Consider the following 14,667-nt stretch of genomic DNA (forward strand, 5'->3'; position numbering starts at 1 on the left):
CGGGCGGGGGCGCCGGTCCGTCAGCGGCGTGCGGTGGTCTTCGCGGTGTCCTCGGCGGTCGCCGCGGGGGCCGTGCCGGCCCGGCGGCGCCGTGCGAGCGGATATCCCAGACCCAGCAGGACGAACCAGACGGCGATGACGTAGAGGGCCACGCGGGTGTCGGAGTCCCAGACGACCAGGACGGTCACGAAGGCGAAGGCCGCGAGCGCGATCCAGTTGGTGTACGGGGCGCCGGGCATGCGGTAGGAGGAGGCGGCCGCCCGGCCCTCCGCCACGGCCCGGCGGTAGCGCAGGTGCGTCACGAGGATGATGCTCCACACCGTGATGGCGCCGCCGGTGGAGACCGCCGTGATGTAGGCGAACGCGTGCTCCGGGTCGATGGCGTTGATGAGCACGCCCAGGGCCATGACCACCGCCGAGATGACGACCGCGGTGGCGGGCACGCCGCGCTTGCTGAGCCGGCCGAGGGCCGCGGGGCCGTGCCCGTTCAGCCCGGCGGTGCGCAGCATGCGGGCCGTGGCGTACAGCCCGCCGGCGTTGCAGGAGGACAGCGCCGAGGTGAGGACGACGAAGTTGACGATGCCGGCCGCGGCCGGGATGCCGATCTTGGTGAAGGCGGCGACGAACGGGCTCGTGCCGGGCTGGAACTCCTGCCAGCTGACGACCGAGAGGATGACGAAGAGGGCGCCGAGGTAGAACAGGCCGAAGCGCAGCGGCAGGCTGTTGATGGCGCGCGGGATGTTCTTCTCGGGGTCCTTGGTCTCGCCCGCGGTCACGCCGACGAGTTCGACACCGAGGTAGGCGAAGAGCACGATCTGCAGGGTCATCAGGGAGTTCCACACGCCGTGCGGGGCGACTCCGCCGTCCGCCCAGAGGTGGCTGACGGACGCGGTGTCGCCGGCGTCGCCGAAGCCGATGATGAGCACGCCGAGGCCGATGAGGATCATGCCGACGATGGCGGTGACCTTGATGATCGCGAACCAGAACTCCAGCTCGCCGAAGATCTTCACCGAGATCAGGTTGGCGCAGGCGAGCACCACGAGGGAGATCAGCGCGGTCTTCCACTGGTCGAAGCCCGGGTACCAGTAGTTGACGTACTGCCCGGCCGCGGTGATCTCGGCCATGCCGGTGGTGACCCACATGATCCAGTACGTCCAGGCGGTGGCGTACCCCCAGAACGGGCCGAGGAAGCGGTGGGCGTAGTCGGCGAAGCTGCCGGAGACCGGGTTGTGGGTGAGCAGCTCGCCCAGGGCCCGCATGACGAGGAAGAGCACGGCGCCGGCGGCGGCGTACCAGATGATGAGGCTGGGGCCGGCCTGCGATATGGCGGTGCCGGCGCCGAGGAAGAGGCCGGTGCCGATGGTGCCGCCGATGGCGATCATCTGCATCTGCCGGGAGCCCAGGGTGCGTTTGTACCCCTCGGTGCCGGCGCCCGGGTCCCCCGTGGTTCGCGAGCTCACTGTCGTGAGGTCCTCTCTGTCTGCCAGTAATGATCTGTCTGCCGGTCAATGAACCGTCAGTACAAGATCCCTCAGGAGCGCCGTCGTGACCAGCATGTTCACCGGCTTGTTCCAGAAGCGGCCTGCCCTGTTCTAGAAGTAGCCTTCGCGCTTGCGGTCCTCCATGGCGGCTTCGGAGAGTTTGTCGTCGGCTCTGGTGGCGCCGCGTTCGGTGAGGCGGGAGGCGGTGATCTCGGTGATGACCTCCTCGATGGTGGCGGCGTGGGAGTCGACGGCGCCGGTGCAGGACATGTCGCCGACCGTGCGGTAGCGCACGGTGCGTATCCGGCTCTCCTCGCCGTCGCGGGGCCCGCCCCAGGCGCCGGGGGCCAGCCACATGCCGTCGCGGGCGAAGACCTCGCGCCGGTGGGCGAAGTAGATGGCGGGCAGCTCGATCTTCTCGCGGGCGATGTACTGCCAGACGTCGAGCTCGGTGAAGTTCGACAGGGGGAAGACGCGCACGTGCTCGCCCGGGGCGTGGCGGCCGTTGTACAGGTGCCACAGTTCGGGGCGCTGGCGGCGCGGGTCCCAGCCGCCGAACTCGTCGCGCAGGGAGAACACCCGTTCCTTGGCGCGGGCCTTCTCCTCGTCGCGGCGGCCCCCGCCGAAGACCGCGTCGAAACGGTGACCGGCGATGGCATCCAGGAGAGGGACGGTCTGCAGGGGATTACGGGTGCCGTCGGGGCGCTCGCGGACCCGCCCGGTGTCGATGGCCTCCTGCACGGAGGCGACATGCAGGCGCAGCCCGTGCTCGGCGACCGTACGGTCACGGTAGGCCAGGACCTCGGGGAAGTTGTGCCCGGTGTCCACGTGCAGCAGCGCGAACGGCAACGGCGCGGGAGCGAAGGCCTTCAGCGCCAGGTGCAGCATCACGATCGAGTCCTTGCCCCCGGAGAACAGCAGCACCGGCCGCTCGAACTCCCCCGCCACCTCACGGAAGACGTGCACCGCCTCCGACTCCAGCACCTCCAGGTGCGCGAGCACCCGCGGCACGTCGTTCGCACATGTGTCCCCGGAGGGGCTCTGCGGCTCCATGCCGTCCATCCTGCCCACGGTCACCCCTCGGCGAGCACGATCACGTGGTCGTCTTCGCCGAGGGCGAGGGCGGCGGCCTTGGGCGGGTTGAGGAAGACCCCGTAGAAGGGCGGCCGGTCGCCGAGCGCGCGGAGCCGGTAGCCGATGGCGGTCTCCCCGCACTGCCGGGCCGCCTCGATGACCGTCGCGAAGTTCGCCTGCGCGCCCGGGCGCAGGTAGCGGGGCGCGGGCTTGAGGTAGATCTCGGAGCCGGCGGGGTCGAAGAGGTCGGCCAGCACCTCGTGGAGGCCGGGGTTCTCGGCCAGCTGGGTCAGCAGCAGGCAGACGAGCTTGGTGCTGACGATGAAGTCGTCGGCCTTGGTGACCTGGGCCACCTCGCGGTTGCTGTCGTCGTTCATCTCCGTGACGATCGAGTACGGGTCGCCCAGGCGGACCTCGATGTCGCGCAGGTGGAGCAGGGTGACCAGGGTGCGGTCGTCGGCGAGGTCGGGCGGGACGCTCTCGTCGGAGAGGACGACGACGTGCTGGTAGCCGCCCGGGCCGAGGGACTCCAGCGACCGCCTGCTGGTGGGCTCGCAGGGGCGGTGGCGGACGGTGAGGTTCTCCCGCGGGACGCTCAGGGCTTCCACGGGCCACCGGGGGGCGGCGATGTCGAGGACGGAGCCGGGCCGCACGAGCTGGTCCAGCAGGCTGACGATCTTCGGTGCGCGGGAGTTCCAGCCGATGAGCAGGGTCCGGTCGGGGGCGGGCGCAGGGCCCGGGAGGCAGGAGATGGCCGTGCGGACGACGGGGGCGCAGGTGTCGGCGAGGCGGATGAGCAGGTCGTCCTCGGCGACGACGGCCATGCTGTCCCCGTCCCGGATCACGGTGTCCATCGGGGGGTTGACCAGCACCTCGCCGTCGGGCCTGCGCAGGCCGATGGGGATGCCGAGCTCGTAGGCGTGCAGCGCCTCCCCGTAGGTGGTGCCGGTCAGCGCCGGTTCGGGCCGCAGGTAGATCTCGTTGCCGACGAAGCTGAGCAGCTCGTCGCAGACCGCGGAGAGCCCCGCCTGCCGGTGGGACTGGACGACGAGCCGGACGGCGAAGTCCTCGGCGTCGACGACCAGGCCGGTGTCCCCCGCCGCGAGGCGCGCCACCGAGAGGTTGTCCGAGTCCTGCACGGCCGCGACGACGTGGGGCCGGCGGCCGCGCCAGGTCCGGTTGTTCAGCAACAGCAGCACCTTGATGACGCTGGTGTCGCGGTCGTCCCCGACGGGTGGCAGCACCATGACCGACCGGGCGGTGTCGGGGCTCACGAGTTCGAGGTCGGCCCGTTTGAGGGGGTTGCCGGAGCGGCAGATGACGTGCGTGCGGCCGGTGTCGGGGACGCGGGTGCGGATCTGCTCCTCCATGGCGACCTTGTCGCGGTCGGCGAGGATCACCACGCACGAGCGGCGCTTGCTCTGATTGGCCTCGACCAGCTCGGCGACCACCGTGAAGACCTGCTCCGACCAGCCCAGGATGATCGTGTGCCCGCGCTCGACGAGCCGCGAGCGGCCCTTGCGCAGCTGCTGGAGCCGGATGTCCAGGCCGGTGGTCAGGACGCCGATGAGCGCGCTGACGATGAAGATGCCGCCGATGGTCACCAGCAGCATCAGGGCCAGGAACACCGGTCCCCCGGTGTCGCCGCCCATCGTGCCCGGGTCGAGGGTGCGCAGCATGCTCATCCAGGCCACTCCGGCCCAGCCGCCGTTGGCCTCGGTGTCCTCGTCGGTGCACAGCACCACCAGGACGGTGATCGAGGCGACCAGCAGCAGCGAGGCCAGGGCGAGCCAGCCGATGAGGGCGGGGGTCCCGCGGTCCATGGTGGCGTCGAACCAGTACCGCAGCCGTTCCCGCAGCGTCGCGCGCGTCATGTCCGCTCCCCCTCCGCTCCGGGTGGATCATCCCAGGCGGAGCACGCCCCGGTGGCAGAATGGGCGGGTGGACCTCCTTCCCCATTTCCACCGTGAGGTACGGGCGTTCGAGGCCGTGGCCCGCAGGGTGTCGGAGGCCGGCGGGGCGCCGCCGGTCCCTTCCTGCCCCGGCTGGTCGGTGTCCGACCTGGTCGTGCACCTGGGCAGTGTGCACCGGGGCGTCACGCACATCGTCAGGGACCGTCTCCCGGGCCCGCCGGACGCCTCCGGCCCGGCCTTCGCGGCCGGCCTCCCCGAGGACACCGCCGACTGGCCGCGGCCGGAGCACGCGCCCAACCGCGGGCCGCTGCCGCAGAGCCTGGCCGACTGGTTCGCACAAGGGGCGTCCGCGCTGGAGGAGCTGTTCCGCACCCGCGCTCCGGAGGAACCCGCGTGGACGTGGTCGCGGGAGCAGACCACCGGCTTCTGGCTGCGGGTGCAGACCATCGAGGCGGCCGTGCACCGCTGGGACGCGGAGAACGCCCTGGGGACGGCCCGGCCGGTCGACGCCGCGCTCGCGGCGGACGCCGTGGACCACTCGTTCGAGGTGATGGTGCCGTGGAGCCGTGCCCGTAGCGCCGCCCCGCCCGGCTCCGGGGAGCGGTACCGCTTCCGGCGGACGGACGGCGCCGGGGTGTGGACGGTGGGCTTCGACGGGGACGACGTCCGCGTCGGCGACGGGACAGGTGGCCACGCGGCCTGTGACGTCGAGGTGTCCGGCACGGCTTCGGACCTGATGCTGTTCCTCTGGGGGCGGGTTCCCGCCGGCCGGCTCACGGTACAGGGGGACCGAAAGCTCCTGGAGCGCTACGCCGTTCTGGTCCCCCCGGTCTGAAAACCGCGGGCGGGCCCCGTATTCCTTGACCCCGCCCGGTGGGGCTGGTAGACCCCAGGCACCTGAATGCACGCCGGGGCTGCGGGAGTTGAGTGATGGAGATCATCGACGATTTCGGTCTTCCGGTCGCCGTGATCGGTGCCGGTGAGCTCGCCTCCGCCCCGTGGGCCCGGGCCGCCCCGGAGTCCGTGGCCGTCGTCCGGATGACCGACCCGCCGCCGGAGCTCCACGGTGAGCTGGCCCGCCGCGGCTTCGTGCGCAAACCGTCGACGGTGACGTGGCGGGCCGCTCTCGGCGGCGGTGAGGAGGAATTCCTGCGGCGGATGCCCCGGAAGTCCCGGCAGCGCATCCACCAGGCGCGCCGGACGATCGCGCGGGAGGACCTGCGGGAGGTGGTCGAGGACCGCATCTCGCCCGAGGGCCTGGACCTCTTCCTCGACCTCTACGAGGAACGGGTGGCCGGGATGCCCTACGGCGTGGCCTTCGCGCGCAGGCACCGGGAGACCATCCTGTACGGCCCGGAGAAGTACTTCGCCGTGTTCCTGTACCGGGGGGAGGCGCTGGAGGGCGGCACGCTCGCGCTGGAGTGCCCGGACGAGAGCGCGGTCAGGCTGCGCTGGTCCGCCGTCACCGAGGCCGCGCGGCAGGCGTGTCTGCCGCGCGCGCTGTACTGCGCGACGATGCGGGTGGCCCGCGAGAAGGGCTACGCGTGGGCCACCCTCGGCGACGACCCCAATCTCTACGGCCACATCCCCCGGCCGGGGCTGTTCACCTTCAAGGCGAGCATGGCGTTCGAGGCGGTTCCGTCGCAGGACTTCGCCGATCCGGGGGGCTTCGACGAGGCCGATCTGGTGCTGTCACTGGACGCGCTGACGCAGCCGGTCCTGATGCTCGGCTACGCGGACGGCGTGGACGGCGGGAACGGCCGCGCGCCGGGCCGCGAGGACGGCCGGGCGGGGCGCGGGCTGCGGGCCTTCCTGGTGAGCGGCTCTCCGGTGGACGCCGAGCCGTACAGCGCTCCGTTCCTGTCCGGCCCGGCCGTCGTGCAGCAGCTGCCGGGCGGGCTCAGGAAGTGATCCGGCCGGTGCCGCCGGCCTGTGTGGCGTCGCACCGCGCGGGGCCGGTGCCGGAGCAGCGCCGGTACGGCGGGGCGGGGATCCCCCGGGCGCGCAGCCGGGCGGTGTCGTCGAGGTGGAAGTCGGGCCGGGGCCGGCTCTCGTCGTAGTAGCGGTGGAAGACGGGGGTGAGCGCGCCGGACATGGGCGGGACGATCCACGACCAGTCCGCCGGGCAGCTGCGGCCGGCGAGTTCCTCCCGGGCCAGGTGGCGCAGGAAGCGGGCGGATTCGGTGTGGTGGTCGGCGACGGTCACCCCGGCGGTGTCGAAGGAGTGCAGGACCGCGCGGTTGACCTCGACGAGCGCCTGGTCGCGCCAGAGGGTGCGGGTGCTGGAGGTGTCCAGGCCGAGCCTGCGGCCGACCTCCGGCAGGATGTCGTACCGGTCGGCGTCGCAGAGGTTGCGGACGCCGATCTCGGTGCCCATGTACCAGCCGTTGAAGGGCGCCGCGGAGTAGGAGAGCCCGCCGATGCGCAGCCGCATGTGGGAGATGGCGGGGACGGCGTGCCAGCGCAGGCCGAGCTCCGCGAACCAGGGCAGGCCGGGGTGGCTGAGAGGGACTTCGAGCACGTCGTCCGGGGGGATTTCGAACATCTGCAGGGCGTTTCCCCGGGTCTGGACGATCAGCGGCAGCACGTCGAAGCGGCCGCCCGCGCCCTCCCAGCCCAGCCGGGTCGCGAGCTCCGTCAGCCCGAACCCGTTGGGGTCGCCGGTGTAGCCGCCCTCGAAGCGCAGGTAGCCGGCGTAGCGGACGAGCTGCTCGTTCCATATGAGGACGGGCGGGCCCTCGGCGTCGTCCTGCGGGAAGACGGTGATGACGGGCCTGATCCGCCCGGCGTTGGTGGCCGTGCGTAAGTGGGCGAGGCACTCGGCGGCGACGTCCGCCGCGTTCGTGACGTGTCTGCGGTCGCGGACGCGCAGGCTCTGCCAGTAGAGCCTGCCGATGCAGCGGGCGGAGTTGCGCCAGGCGGCCTTGGCGCCGAAGACGAGCTCCTCGGCGGTGTGGCGGTAGGTGCCGGTCTCGGCTATCTGCCGGCGTATCGCGATCAGCCGGGTGTGGAGGGCGGCGTCGTCCAGCCCGGACTCGTCGTGGAACTGCCGGACGAAACGTTCTGCTTCACCCTGGTCCACCACGGCCGCCCGCGGGTGCCGCCCGTTTCGCTGATCGGTCGTCATCGAGCCCCCACCTTGCGCCGGCCGCGGCCGGCTTCGGCCCGGACGGCCGGGAAAAGACCTTCGGAATGCGCGCCGGGACATCGTATGCGGCGGCATGGCGGCGGCCAAGGAGTTCTGCGGGACGGCCGCCGGGCCGCCCCATCACCATGTCCGATGACCGCCAGACAGGGGGCCGCCTCCTGGGAACAATGACCACGTGCTCGACTTCGACAGCTACTACCGGGCCATGGCCAGCCGCGACGCGCGGTTCGACGGGTCCTTCTACGTCGCGGTGACCACCACCGGCGTCTACTGCCGTCCGGTGTGCGGCTCGCGGACACCGAAGCCGGAGAACGTGCGCTTCTTCCGGATCGCCGCAGCGGCCGAGGCCGCGGGGTTCCGGGCGTGCCGCAGGTGCCGGCCCGAGGCGGCGCCCTCCTCCCCCGAGTGGAACGTGCGCGGCGACCTGGTGGCGCGGGCGCTGCGGCTCATCGCGGGCGGCGCCGTCGACGAGATCGGGGTGGCCGGGGTGGCCCGGCAGCTGGCGGTGAGCGAGCGCCATCTGCACCGGCAGCTGGTCGCGGAGGTCGGGGTCGGCCCCCTCGCCCTGGCGCTGAACCGCCGCACCCAGGTGGCCCGGCTGCTGATCGAGTCCAGTGCGCTGCTGCTGTCGGAGGTGGCCCTCGCCGCGGGCTACTCCAGCGTCCGGCAGTTCAACGACGGGATGCGCGCGGCCTTCGGCTGCTCGCCGACGGAGCTGCGCAGGGCCTGCGGGGCCCGGGCGGACCAGCGGGCCGGGGACCGGTCCCCCGGCCGGTCCGGTCCGCTGGTGCTGCGCCTGCGCTACCGGCCGCCCTTCGACGGCGCGGGCATGGTGGCGTGGCTGCGCGAGCGGGCCGTGCCCGGCGTCGAGGAGACCGACGGCAACCGCTACCGCCGCACGCTGCGCCTGCCGCGGGGCAGCGGGACCGCCGAACTCGACCTCACCGTCGCGGCGTCCGCGCGCGGACGGACCGGGCAGCAGCACGTGACGCTGCGGCTCACCCTCGCCGACCTGCGCGACGTGACGGCCGCCGTCCGGCGCTGCCGCGACCTGCTCGACCTCGACGCCGACCCCGCGGCGATCGGGGACGCCCTGCGCCCCGACCCGTGGCTCGGGCCGCTGGTGCGGGCCGCGCCGGGCTTGCGGATGCCCGGGTGCACGCACGGCTTCGAGCCGGCCCTGCGGGTGGTCCTCGAACAGTTCGCCTCACTGACGGATGTGCGCGCGGTCTGCACGCGGATGGCCGCGCACTGCGGCGAGCCGGTCACGGCGGCCGGGGAAGGCCGTCCCTGCCGGCTCTTCCCCTCCGCCGGGGCACTGGCGGACTCCGATCCGGCGGCCTTCGGCCTCGCCGGGAGACCGGCGGCCGCCGTACGGGCCCTGGCCGGTGCGGTGGCCGCCGAGAAGCTGTCCCTCGAACGGGACGCCGACCGGGAGGAGACAGCGGCGCGGCTGCGCGAGCTGCCCGGTGTGAGCGAATGGGCCGTGCAGCGCATCGCGATGCACGCCCTGGGCGACCCCGACGCGTTCGCCCCGCAGGACCCGCAGGTCCGGGCCGCGGCGAAGGCGCTCGGCCTGGCCGGGGGCCGCGGAGCCGGCCGGCTGGCGGAACACGCCCGGGCCTGGCAGCCCTGGCGCTCGTACGCGGCACTGCACCTGCGGGAGGCGGCGCCCCCTCGGTAACGCGCCCGATAAGGGGCGCGGGGCGGTGTTACATCTGCGGCTCCGCCGCGTGGGCGCGACCGGCCACCAACGGCCCGCAGCCGACCGACTGTCCACCGGGCGGAGCCCGGAGCCTGAGGAGAACGATGACAGCGCAAGGCATGCGCAGCTCAACTCTGCCCACACCCCTCGGCCCCTTCAGCCTGCTGACCGTCGAGGACGGAATCCTCGCAGCGGGGTTCACGCCGGACCCGTCCGCTCTCCTGCCCGAGCTCCCCGCTCCGTGGCGCGGCCGCGAGCCGGTGCCGACGGAGGTCCCCGAGCCGTACGCGTCCGCGCTCGCCGCCTACTTCGCGGGCCGGGTCGAGGCGATCGACGCGCTGTCCGTCGTGCAGAGCGGCAGCGGATTCCGGATGGCGGCGTGGCGGGAGATGCGCCGGGTCCGGCCCGGTACGACGGTCAGCTACCAGGAGCTGGCAGCGTCCGCGGGGAGGCCGGGCGCGGCGCGGGCCGCGGGCGCCGCGTGTGCGGACAACCTGGTGCCGCTGATCGTCCCCTGCCACCGCATCCGCCGTTCGGACGGCACGCTCGGGGGCTACTACTACGGCCTCGCGGTCAAGCGGTGGCTGCTCGATCACGAGAAGGGTGCGGGCAGCCGGTGAACGCGTACTGGCGGGTGCTGAGGTCGGGGGACTTCGGGCGGCTGTGGCTGGGCGCGTCCGTGTCGCTGCTCGGTGACGGGATGACGTTCCTGGCCCTGGCGTGGCTGGTGCTCGACGAGGGCGGCACCGGCCGGCTGGGGCTGCTGGGGGTCTGCTTCACGGCCCCGGTCGTCGTGGGCGGCCTGCTCGTGGGGCCGCTGCTCGACCGGTTCGACAAGCGGACGCTGCTGATCGCGGACAGTGTGTTCCGGGCCGCGTGCGTGGCGTCGGTCCCCCTCGCGGCGGCCGTCGGCGGGGTGCCGGTGTGGCTGCCGTTCCTGGTGGCGGTGGTCTACGGCCTGCTCAAGATGGTGCCGCTCGCCGGGTTCCCCGCCGCGATCCCGCAGCTGGTCGGGGACCGCGACCTCGACACCGCGAACGCCCTCGAATCGCTGAGTTTCAGCGTGGCGACCGTCGTCGGCCCGGCCGTGGCCGGCGTGCTGGTCGGGGCGGTCGGCGCTCCCCAGGTGCTGCTCGTCGACGCGGCGTCCTACCTGGTCTTCGCGGCCCTGGTGGCGACCGTGCGCCGGCCCCTGTCGCCTCCTCCGCGGGCGGGGCGGCAGGCGCCGAAGGCGTCGCTGAAGGCGGTCGCGCGCGACCGGGTGATCGTCTCCACGACGGTCGCCTTCATGCTCTTCAACATCGCCGACGGGATGCTGATCCTGGTCGTCGGGCCGTGGCTGGCGAAGAACGAACTGCACGGCGGGGCGTCGGTCCTGGGTGCGCTGACCGCGGCCGCGGCGGCCGGGGAGTTCCTGGGCGCGGCGGTGGCCGGCGGGGGCCGCCTCGGGCCCGCCTCGGTGCGCCTGATCGGGCTGTTCCAGACGGGGGCCGCGCTCGCCTTCCTCGCCGTGCTGGGCTCGCCCCTGGAAGCGGTGGTCGGGGCGGGCTTCTTCGCGGTGGGCCTGCTGAGCGCGCCCATGACCGTATGGGCGCAGTCGCTGCGGATGCGGCGCATCGCGCCGGAGCTGCACGGGCGGGCCTTCGCCGGGCTGCGCACGCTGATGACGGGAACGGCGCCGCTCGGGGCGGTGATCGCCGCCCCGCTGCTGGCGGGCGGCAGCCTCGCCGCCGCGGCCGTGACGATGGCCTGCTGTGCCGGGCTGCCGGGCCTCTACCTGCTGCTGTCCTCCGGGGGCACCGGCTCCGCGCCCGCCGCCGCCCCCGAGGCGGTTCCGGAGCGGGCCGACACCGGCTGAGGTGTGCTCACCGCTGTACTCACCGCCGTGCTCACCACCGTGTGCACCGGAGGGCGGCGCCCGAGGAAGCCGCGCAGGGCGAACTCCCAGCCGTAGGCACCCGCCAGCGGGAAGACCACGAGGTCCCCGGCGCGCAGCCGGCCGACATGGATGCCGCGGGCGAGGATGTCCTCGGGGGTGCACAGGGGTCCGGCCAGGGAGACGGTGGTGTCCCGCAGGGTGGGGCGGGGGCAGGCGTACGGCCATCGCCCGACGTCCACGACGGCGGCGTCGAGGGCGACTTCCAGCAGTGCGGGCAGCATGAAGTGGTTGATGCCGCCCGCGAGGACGGCGAACCGGCTGCCGGCCACCTCCTTCACGTCCGTCACCTGGGCCGCGTAGTAGCCGCTGTCCGCCACGAGCCAGCGCCCGGGTTCGAGGACCACCCGTACGCCCGGCGGGGGCGGGGCGGCGCGCAGCCGGGCGGCGAACCTGCCGAGGTCGAAGGGTGCCACGCCGCGCGGCGCGACGCCGAGGCCGCCGCCCGCGTCGAGCACGCGCAGGGCGAAGCCGTGCTCGCGGGCGGCCCGGACGGCCCAGTGCAGCCGCGCGCGTAGGTGATCGGCGTGGGCGTCGGCGTCGAGGTTGTTGGAGACCACGTGGAAGTGGTAGCCGACGAGGTCGAGGCCGGGCAAGGAGCGGGCGACGGCGGCCGCCTCCGGCAGGTCGTCCTCGCCGATGCCGAACTGCGTGGCGTGGCCGTCCATGCACAGCGCGCCCTGCAGCGGGCCCGTGGCCGCGTTGACGCGGAGCACGACCGGGACGCGGCGGCCGGCCCGGTGCGCGGCGGCGGCGATCCGGTGGAGTTCGAGGGTGCTCTCGGCGCTGACGAAGTCCGCGCCCGCCCGGACCGCGGCCGTCAGCATGGCGTCGGTCTTGCCGGGCCCGGTGGCGATCAGGGCCCGGGCGGAGGCTGCGCGGGCGGCACCGGCCTCACCCTCGGAGGAGACGTCGAATCCGTCGGTCCCGGGGGCGAGCGCTTCGAGCGTGGCCGGGAAGGAGTTGGCCTTCACGGCGTAGAAGACCTCCGCCCAGTCCGGGAGCCGGGCGCGCAGCAGCGCCGCCCTGCGGGCCGCCGCTGCCGGGTCGTGGACGTAGGCGCACAGCGGCTCCGGCCCGGCCTCCTGCGCGAGCCGGCGCAGCCGCTCGACGACCGGGCGAGGCAGGGCCGAGGGCGGCAGGGCCGGGCGGACGCCGGTGCCGGGCGACCACTGCTGGGCGGGCCAGGGGACCGCCGGGGCGGACTGCGGGACGGGCTGAGGGACAGGCTGAGGGACGGGCTGCGGGGCGGGCTGCGGGGCGGCCATCAGAAGTACGTCTCCAGGGGGCCGGTGCGCCGGATGTCCAGCGTGGCGCAGTGGAAGGCGCCGCCGAAGGCCGTGTAGTGCTCGAACGAGCAGGGGACGGGGTCGAACCCCCACTGCTCGAAGGCCTTGATGAGCGGTGTCTGGGACCGTTCGACGACCACGTGGGCGGGGTCGAGCATGAGCACGTTCAGGCTGCTCCACACGCTCATCAGCCCCCGCTGCATCACCGGGGTGACGACCGGCTCCGGGGGGATGAGCACGTCCCAGGACCGGAAGGCGGAGGGAAGCCCTTCCGGATCGATGAACTCGGGGTTGACCAGGACCTTCCCGGGTGCCAGGGGCAGCAGGGAGGTGTCGATGTGCATGGCCCGCGGGTAGCGGGAGACGACCTCGTGGACGCGGTACTCCGGTCCGAGGTGGCGGCGCAGCCACTCCAGGCCGAGGGCGTTGGTGACGTGGCTGCGCTCCATGAACAGGTCCCGTCCGCAGCGCATGACGTCGGCCGCGTCGAAGACCGGTTCGGCCTCGGTGACCAGGTACGTCATCTCCTCGCCGGGCGGCGGGATCTCGTAGCCGGGGCGGTACTGCGCGTCGAGGAGGCGGGGCTTGGGCGCGGCGGTCCAGCGGGCGCCGCGCTCGAAGTACTCGGCGAGCAGGCCGCGGTAGGGCCAGGTCTCGAAGTACCGGTTGCGGTCGGCCATCGGCACTTCGATGATCTCGTCCCCGACGACGAGCAGGAGGTCGCGCGGGTTCGCGGCGGAGATGCCGTTGGCGACGGCCCAGGCGGGGGTCGCGAACGGGCGGGAGGTGTCGGGAGGGTCGGGGCGGCGCACGGTGACGTGGGCGTCGTGGAGGATCCCGATGAGCTCCTCCAGGCCGCGCTCCGCTTCCTCCACCGCGTCCTGGGGCATCCGGGTGCCGGCGGAGGCGCCGAGGTGCTCCTGCGCCGCGGGCGGTACGGAGATGCGGTCGAGCACCTCCCACGACGACGTCATCGCGCCGTCGACCCTGCCGACGACGACTTCCTCCAGGGGGTCCCATTCGTTGTGCGAGGAGACCACGGGCATGAGGGGGCTTCCTTCCGTGCGGGGCGGCGGGACGACGAGGACGGGGCTAGCGGGTCATGCAGTTCTCGTCGCTCGCCCGGCCGCCCTGGTAGGCGATCTCCCCCTTGAGGACCTTGCGGTAGAAGCTCCAGTACGAGGTCTCGGTGACGAGGATCTTCTCCTGCATGGCGGCGTGCAGCTGCGGCACGTTCACCATGGGGACGCCCTGGTGGTAGTGGTGCGCGGTGTGCAGGTTGTTGTAGTTGGTGAGCCAGCGGGCGAATGTTGAGGCGTGGATGGTCCTGGTGTTGCCGAGGACGTTGTCGTCGGTCTGGGTGTTCAGGCCGAAGTGCTCGGGCATCTCGATCAGGAAGTGGGCCGCCTCGCTCACCAGGAGCGCGGGGGCGAACCAGGCCAGGACGACGAACCAGTCGCGGGTCAGCACACCGGCCGCGACCGCACCGGCCAGCAGGACGAGCAGCAGGGCGTACTCACTCTGGATCGCCCGTGCGGCGCGCGGCCGCTCGACGCCGGGGATGGGGCGCCGGGCGGCTCCGCGGCCGAGGTTGCGCAGGACGTCGGCGTAGCGGCCGGGGTGGAACGCCGCGAGGGCGAAGCCGTGCACGCTGTCCAGGCCGTGGAAGCGGTAGTTGAAGAACTCCTGGTTGCGGGGGGTGCCGAGGAAGGCGTGGTGCCGGAGATGCTCGTACTTGTAGTGCGAGTACGAGCTGAACATGAACACCCCGCAGACGAAGCCCCAGGTCCGGTTCGCCCACCGGGCGTGGAAGGCGTGCTCGTGGAGGCACTCGTGCTGGAGCTCCACCAGGTAGGCGTACATCACGCCGAGGACGAGGACGGCGGCCACGCAGGTGACGGGGTTGCGGAATTCCAGCAGGGCCGTCCAGCAGACCACGATCACGGCGAAGGCGACGGCGATCTTGGCGATGAAGCGGCGCGGGCGGCGTTCGAAGTACGACGCCGGCAGGCCGCGCCGGGTGTCGGTGCCGCGGACCGGCGCCAGGGCCACGTCGTGGGAGCCGTCGAGGGAGCCGTCGAGGCCGAGCTGTTCCCCTTCGCGGGGAGCCGTGCGGGACAT

12 protein-coding genes are annotated in these 14,667 nt (G+C 73.2%); 5 read left to right on the forward strand and 7 right to left on the reverse strand.

Annotation, left to right across the window (positions count from 1 at the left end; all coding sequences use genetic code 11):
- Positions 1-20: 20 nt before the first annotated feature.
- The 3 genes from IE241_RS18025 to IE241_RS18035 form a co-directional block, all read right to left on the reverse strand.
- Positions 21-1,388, reverse strand: a complete 1,368-nt coding sequence (locus tag IE241_RS18025; protein WP_190022909.1) for an amino acid permease — start codon at positions 1,386-1,388, stop codon at positions 21-23.
- Positions 1,389-1,592: 204 nt separating this feature from the next.
- Complete coding sequence (gene cysD / locus IE241_RS18030; protein WP_190022783.1) at positions 1,593-2,534, reverse strand: sulfate adenylyltransferase subunit CysD; 942 nt, start codon at positions 2,532-2,534, stop codon at positions 1,593-1,595.
- 20 nt (positions 2,535-2,554) lie between these two features.
- Positions 2,555-4,429 (reverse strand): CASTOR/POLLUX-related putative ion channel, encoded by a 1,875-nt coding sequence (locus tag IE241_RS18035; RefSeq protein ID WP_190022784.1) that lies wholly within the window; start codon positions 4,427-4,429, stop codon positions 2,555-2,557.
- Between the two features lie 67 nt (positions 4,430-4,496).
- On the opposite strand from IE241_RS18035, the gene IE241_RS18040 reads away from it, so the two are divergent.
- Together IE241_RS18040 and IE241_RS18045 are read left to right on the forward strand one after the other, a co-directional pair.
- Positions 4,497-5,303 (forward strand): maleylpyruvate isomerase family mycothiol-dependent enzyme, encoded by an 807-nt coding sequence (locus IE241_RS18040; RefSeq protein ID WP_190022785.1) that lies wholly within the window; start codon positions 4,497-4,499, stop codon positions 5,301-5,303.
- Positions 5,304-5,398: 95 nt separating this feature from the next.
- Complete coding sequence (locus IE241_RS18045; RefSeq protein WP_190022786.1) at positions 5,399-6,379, forward strand: GNAT family N-acetyltransferase; 981 nt, start codon at positions 5,399-5,401, stop codon at positions 6,377-6,379.
- On the opposite strand, the gene IE241_RS18050 is transcribed toward IE241_RS18045, so the two are convergent.
- Positions 6,369-7,595, reverse strand: coding sequence for a nitric oxide synthase oxygenase (locus IE241_RS18050; protein WP_190022787.1), 1,227 nt, complete (start codon positions 7,593-7,595; stop codon positions 6,369-6,371). The genes IE241_RS18045 and IE241_RS18050 overlap by 11 nt on opposite strands.
- Before the next feature lie 196 nt (positions 7,596-7,791).
- On the opposite strand from IE241_RS18050, the gene IE241_RS18055 reads away from it, so the two are divergent.
- The 3 genes from IE241_RS18055 (at position 7,792) to IE241_RS18065 (ending at position 11,179) form a co-directional block, all read left to right on the forward strand.
- Entirely contained in the window at positions 7,792-9,300 is a 1,509-nt protein-coding gene (locus tag IE241_RS18055) for a bifunctional transcriptional activator/DNA repair enzyme AdaA (RefSeq protein ID WP_190022788.1), read from the forward strand.
- 140 nt (positions 9,301-9,440) lie between these two features.
- Positions 9,441-9,941, forward strand: a complete 501-nt coding sequence (locus tag IE241_RS18060; RefSeq protein ID WP_190022789.1) for a methylated-DNA--[protein]-cysteine S-methyltransferase — start codon at positions 9,441-9,443, stop codon at positions 9,939-9,941.
- Positions 9,938-11,179, forward strand: a complete 1,242-nt coding sequence (locus IE241_RS18065; RefSeq protein WP_190022790.1) for an MFS transporter — start codon at positions 9,938-9,940, stop codon at positions 11,177-11,179. The genes IE241_RS18060 and IE241_RS18065 overlap by 4 nt, the downstream gene beginning before the upstream one ends.
- Here the strand turns inward: IE241_RS18065 and IE241_RS18070 are convergent.
- The 3 genes from IE241_RS18070 to IE241_RS18080 are packed head-to-tail and all read right to left on the reverse strand — an operon-like array spanning position 11,095 to position 14,667.
- Positions 11,095-12,525, reverse strand: a complete 1,431-nt coding sequence (locus IE241_RS18070) for an alanine racemase (protein WP_190022791.1) — start codon at positions 12,523-12,525, stop codon at positions 11,095-11,097. The two genes, IE241_RS18065 and IE241_RS18070, sit on opposite strands and share 85 nt — an antisense overlap.
- Positions 12,525-13,592, reverse strand: a complete 1,068-nt coding sequence (locus IE241_RS18075) for an amidinotransferase (protein ID WP_190022792.1) — start codon at positions 13,590-13,592, stop codon at positions 12,525-12,527. Before IE241_RS18075 ends, IE241_RS18070 begins: the two co-directional genes overlap by 1 nt.
- 46 nt (positions 13,593-13,638) lie before the next feature.
- On the reverse strand, positions 13,639-14,667 hold the full coding sequence (locus IE241_RS18080; protein WP_190022793.1) for a fatty acid desaturase family protein: 1,029 nt from the start codon (positions 14,665-14,667) through the stop codon (positions 13,639-13,641).

It is taken from the genome of Streptomyces hiroshimensis (genome assembly GCF_014650335.1).
Lineage (GTDB): Bacteria > Actinomycetota > Actinomycetes > Streptomycetales > Streptomycetaceae > Streptomyces > Streptomyces hiroshimensis.

Excerpts from the sequence above, each read along its gene's own strand:
- IE241_RS18025 (WP_190022909.1), bottom strand. The coding sequence starts at position 1,388 with ATGCAGATGATCGCCATCGGCGGCACCATCGGCACCGGCCTCTTCCTC.
- IE241_RS18050 (WP_190022787.1), bottom strand. The coding sequence starts at position 7,595 with ATGACGACCGATCAGCGAAACGGGCGGCACCCGCGGGCGGCCGTGGTG.
- IE241_RS18070 (WP_190022791.1), bottom strand. The coding sequence starts at position 12,525 with ATGGCCGCCCCGCAGCCCGCCCCGCAGCCCGTCCCTCAGCCTGTCCCT.
- cysD (WP_190022783.1), bottom strand. The coding sequence starts at position 2,534 with ATGGAGCCGCAGAGCCCCTCCGGGGACACATGTGCGAACGACGTGCCG.
- IE241_RS18080 (WP_190022793.1), bottom strand. The coding sequence starts at position 14,667 with ATGTCCCGCACGGCTCCCCGCGAAGGGGAACAGCTCGGCCTCGACGGC.
- IE241_RS18035 (WP_190022784.1), bottom strand. The coding sequence starts at position 4,429 with ATGACGCGCGCGACGCTGCGGGAACGGCTGCGGTACTGGTTCGACGCC.
- IE241_RS18075 (WP_190022792.1), bottom strand. The coding sequence starts at position 13,592 with ATGCCCGTGGTCTCCTCGCACAACGAATGGGACCCCCTGGAGGAAGTC.
- IE241_RS18060 (WP_190022789.1), top strand. The coding sequence starts at position 9,441 with ATGCGCAGCTCAACTCTGCCCACACCCCTCGGCCCCTTCAGCCTGCTG.
- IE241_RS18045 (WP_190022786.1), top strand. The coding sequence starts at position 5,399 with ATGGAGATCATCGACGATTTCGGTCTTCCGGTCGCCGTGATCGGTGCC.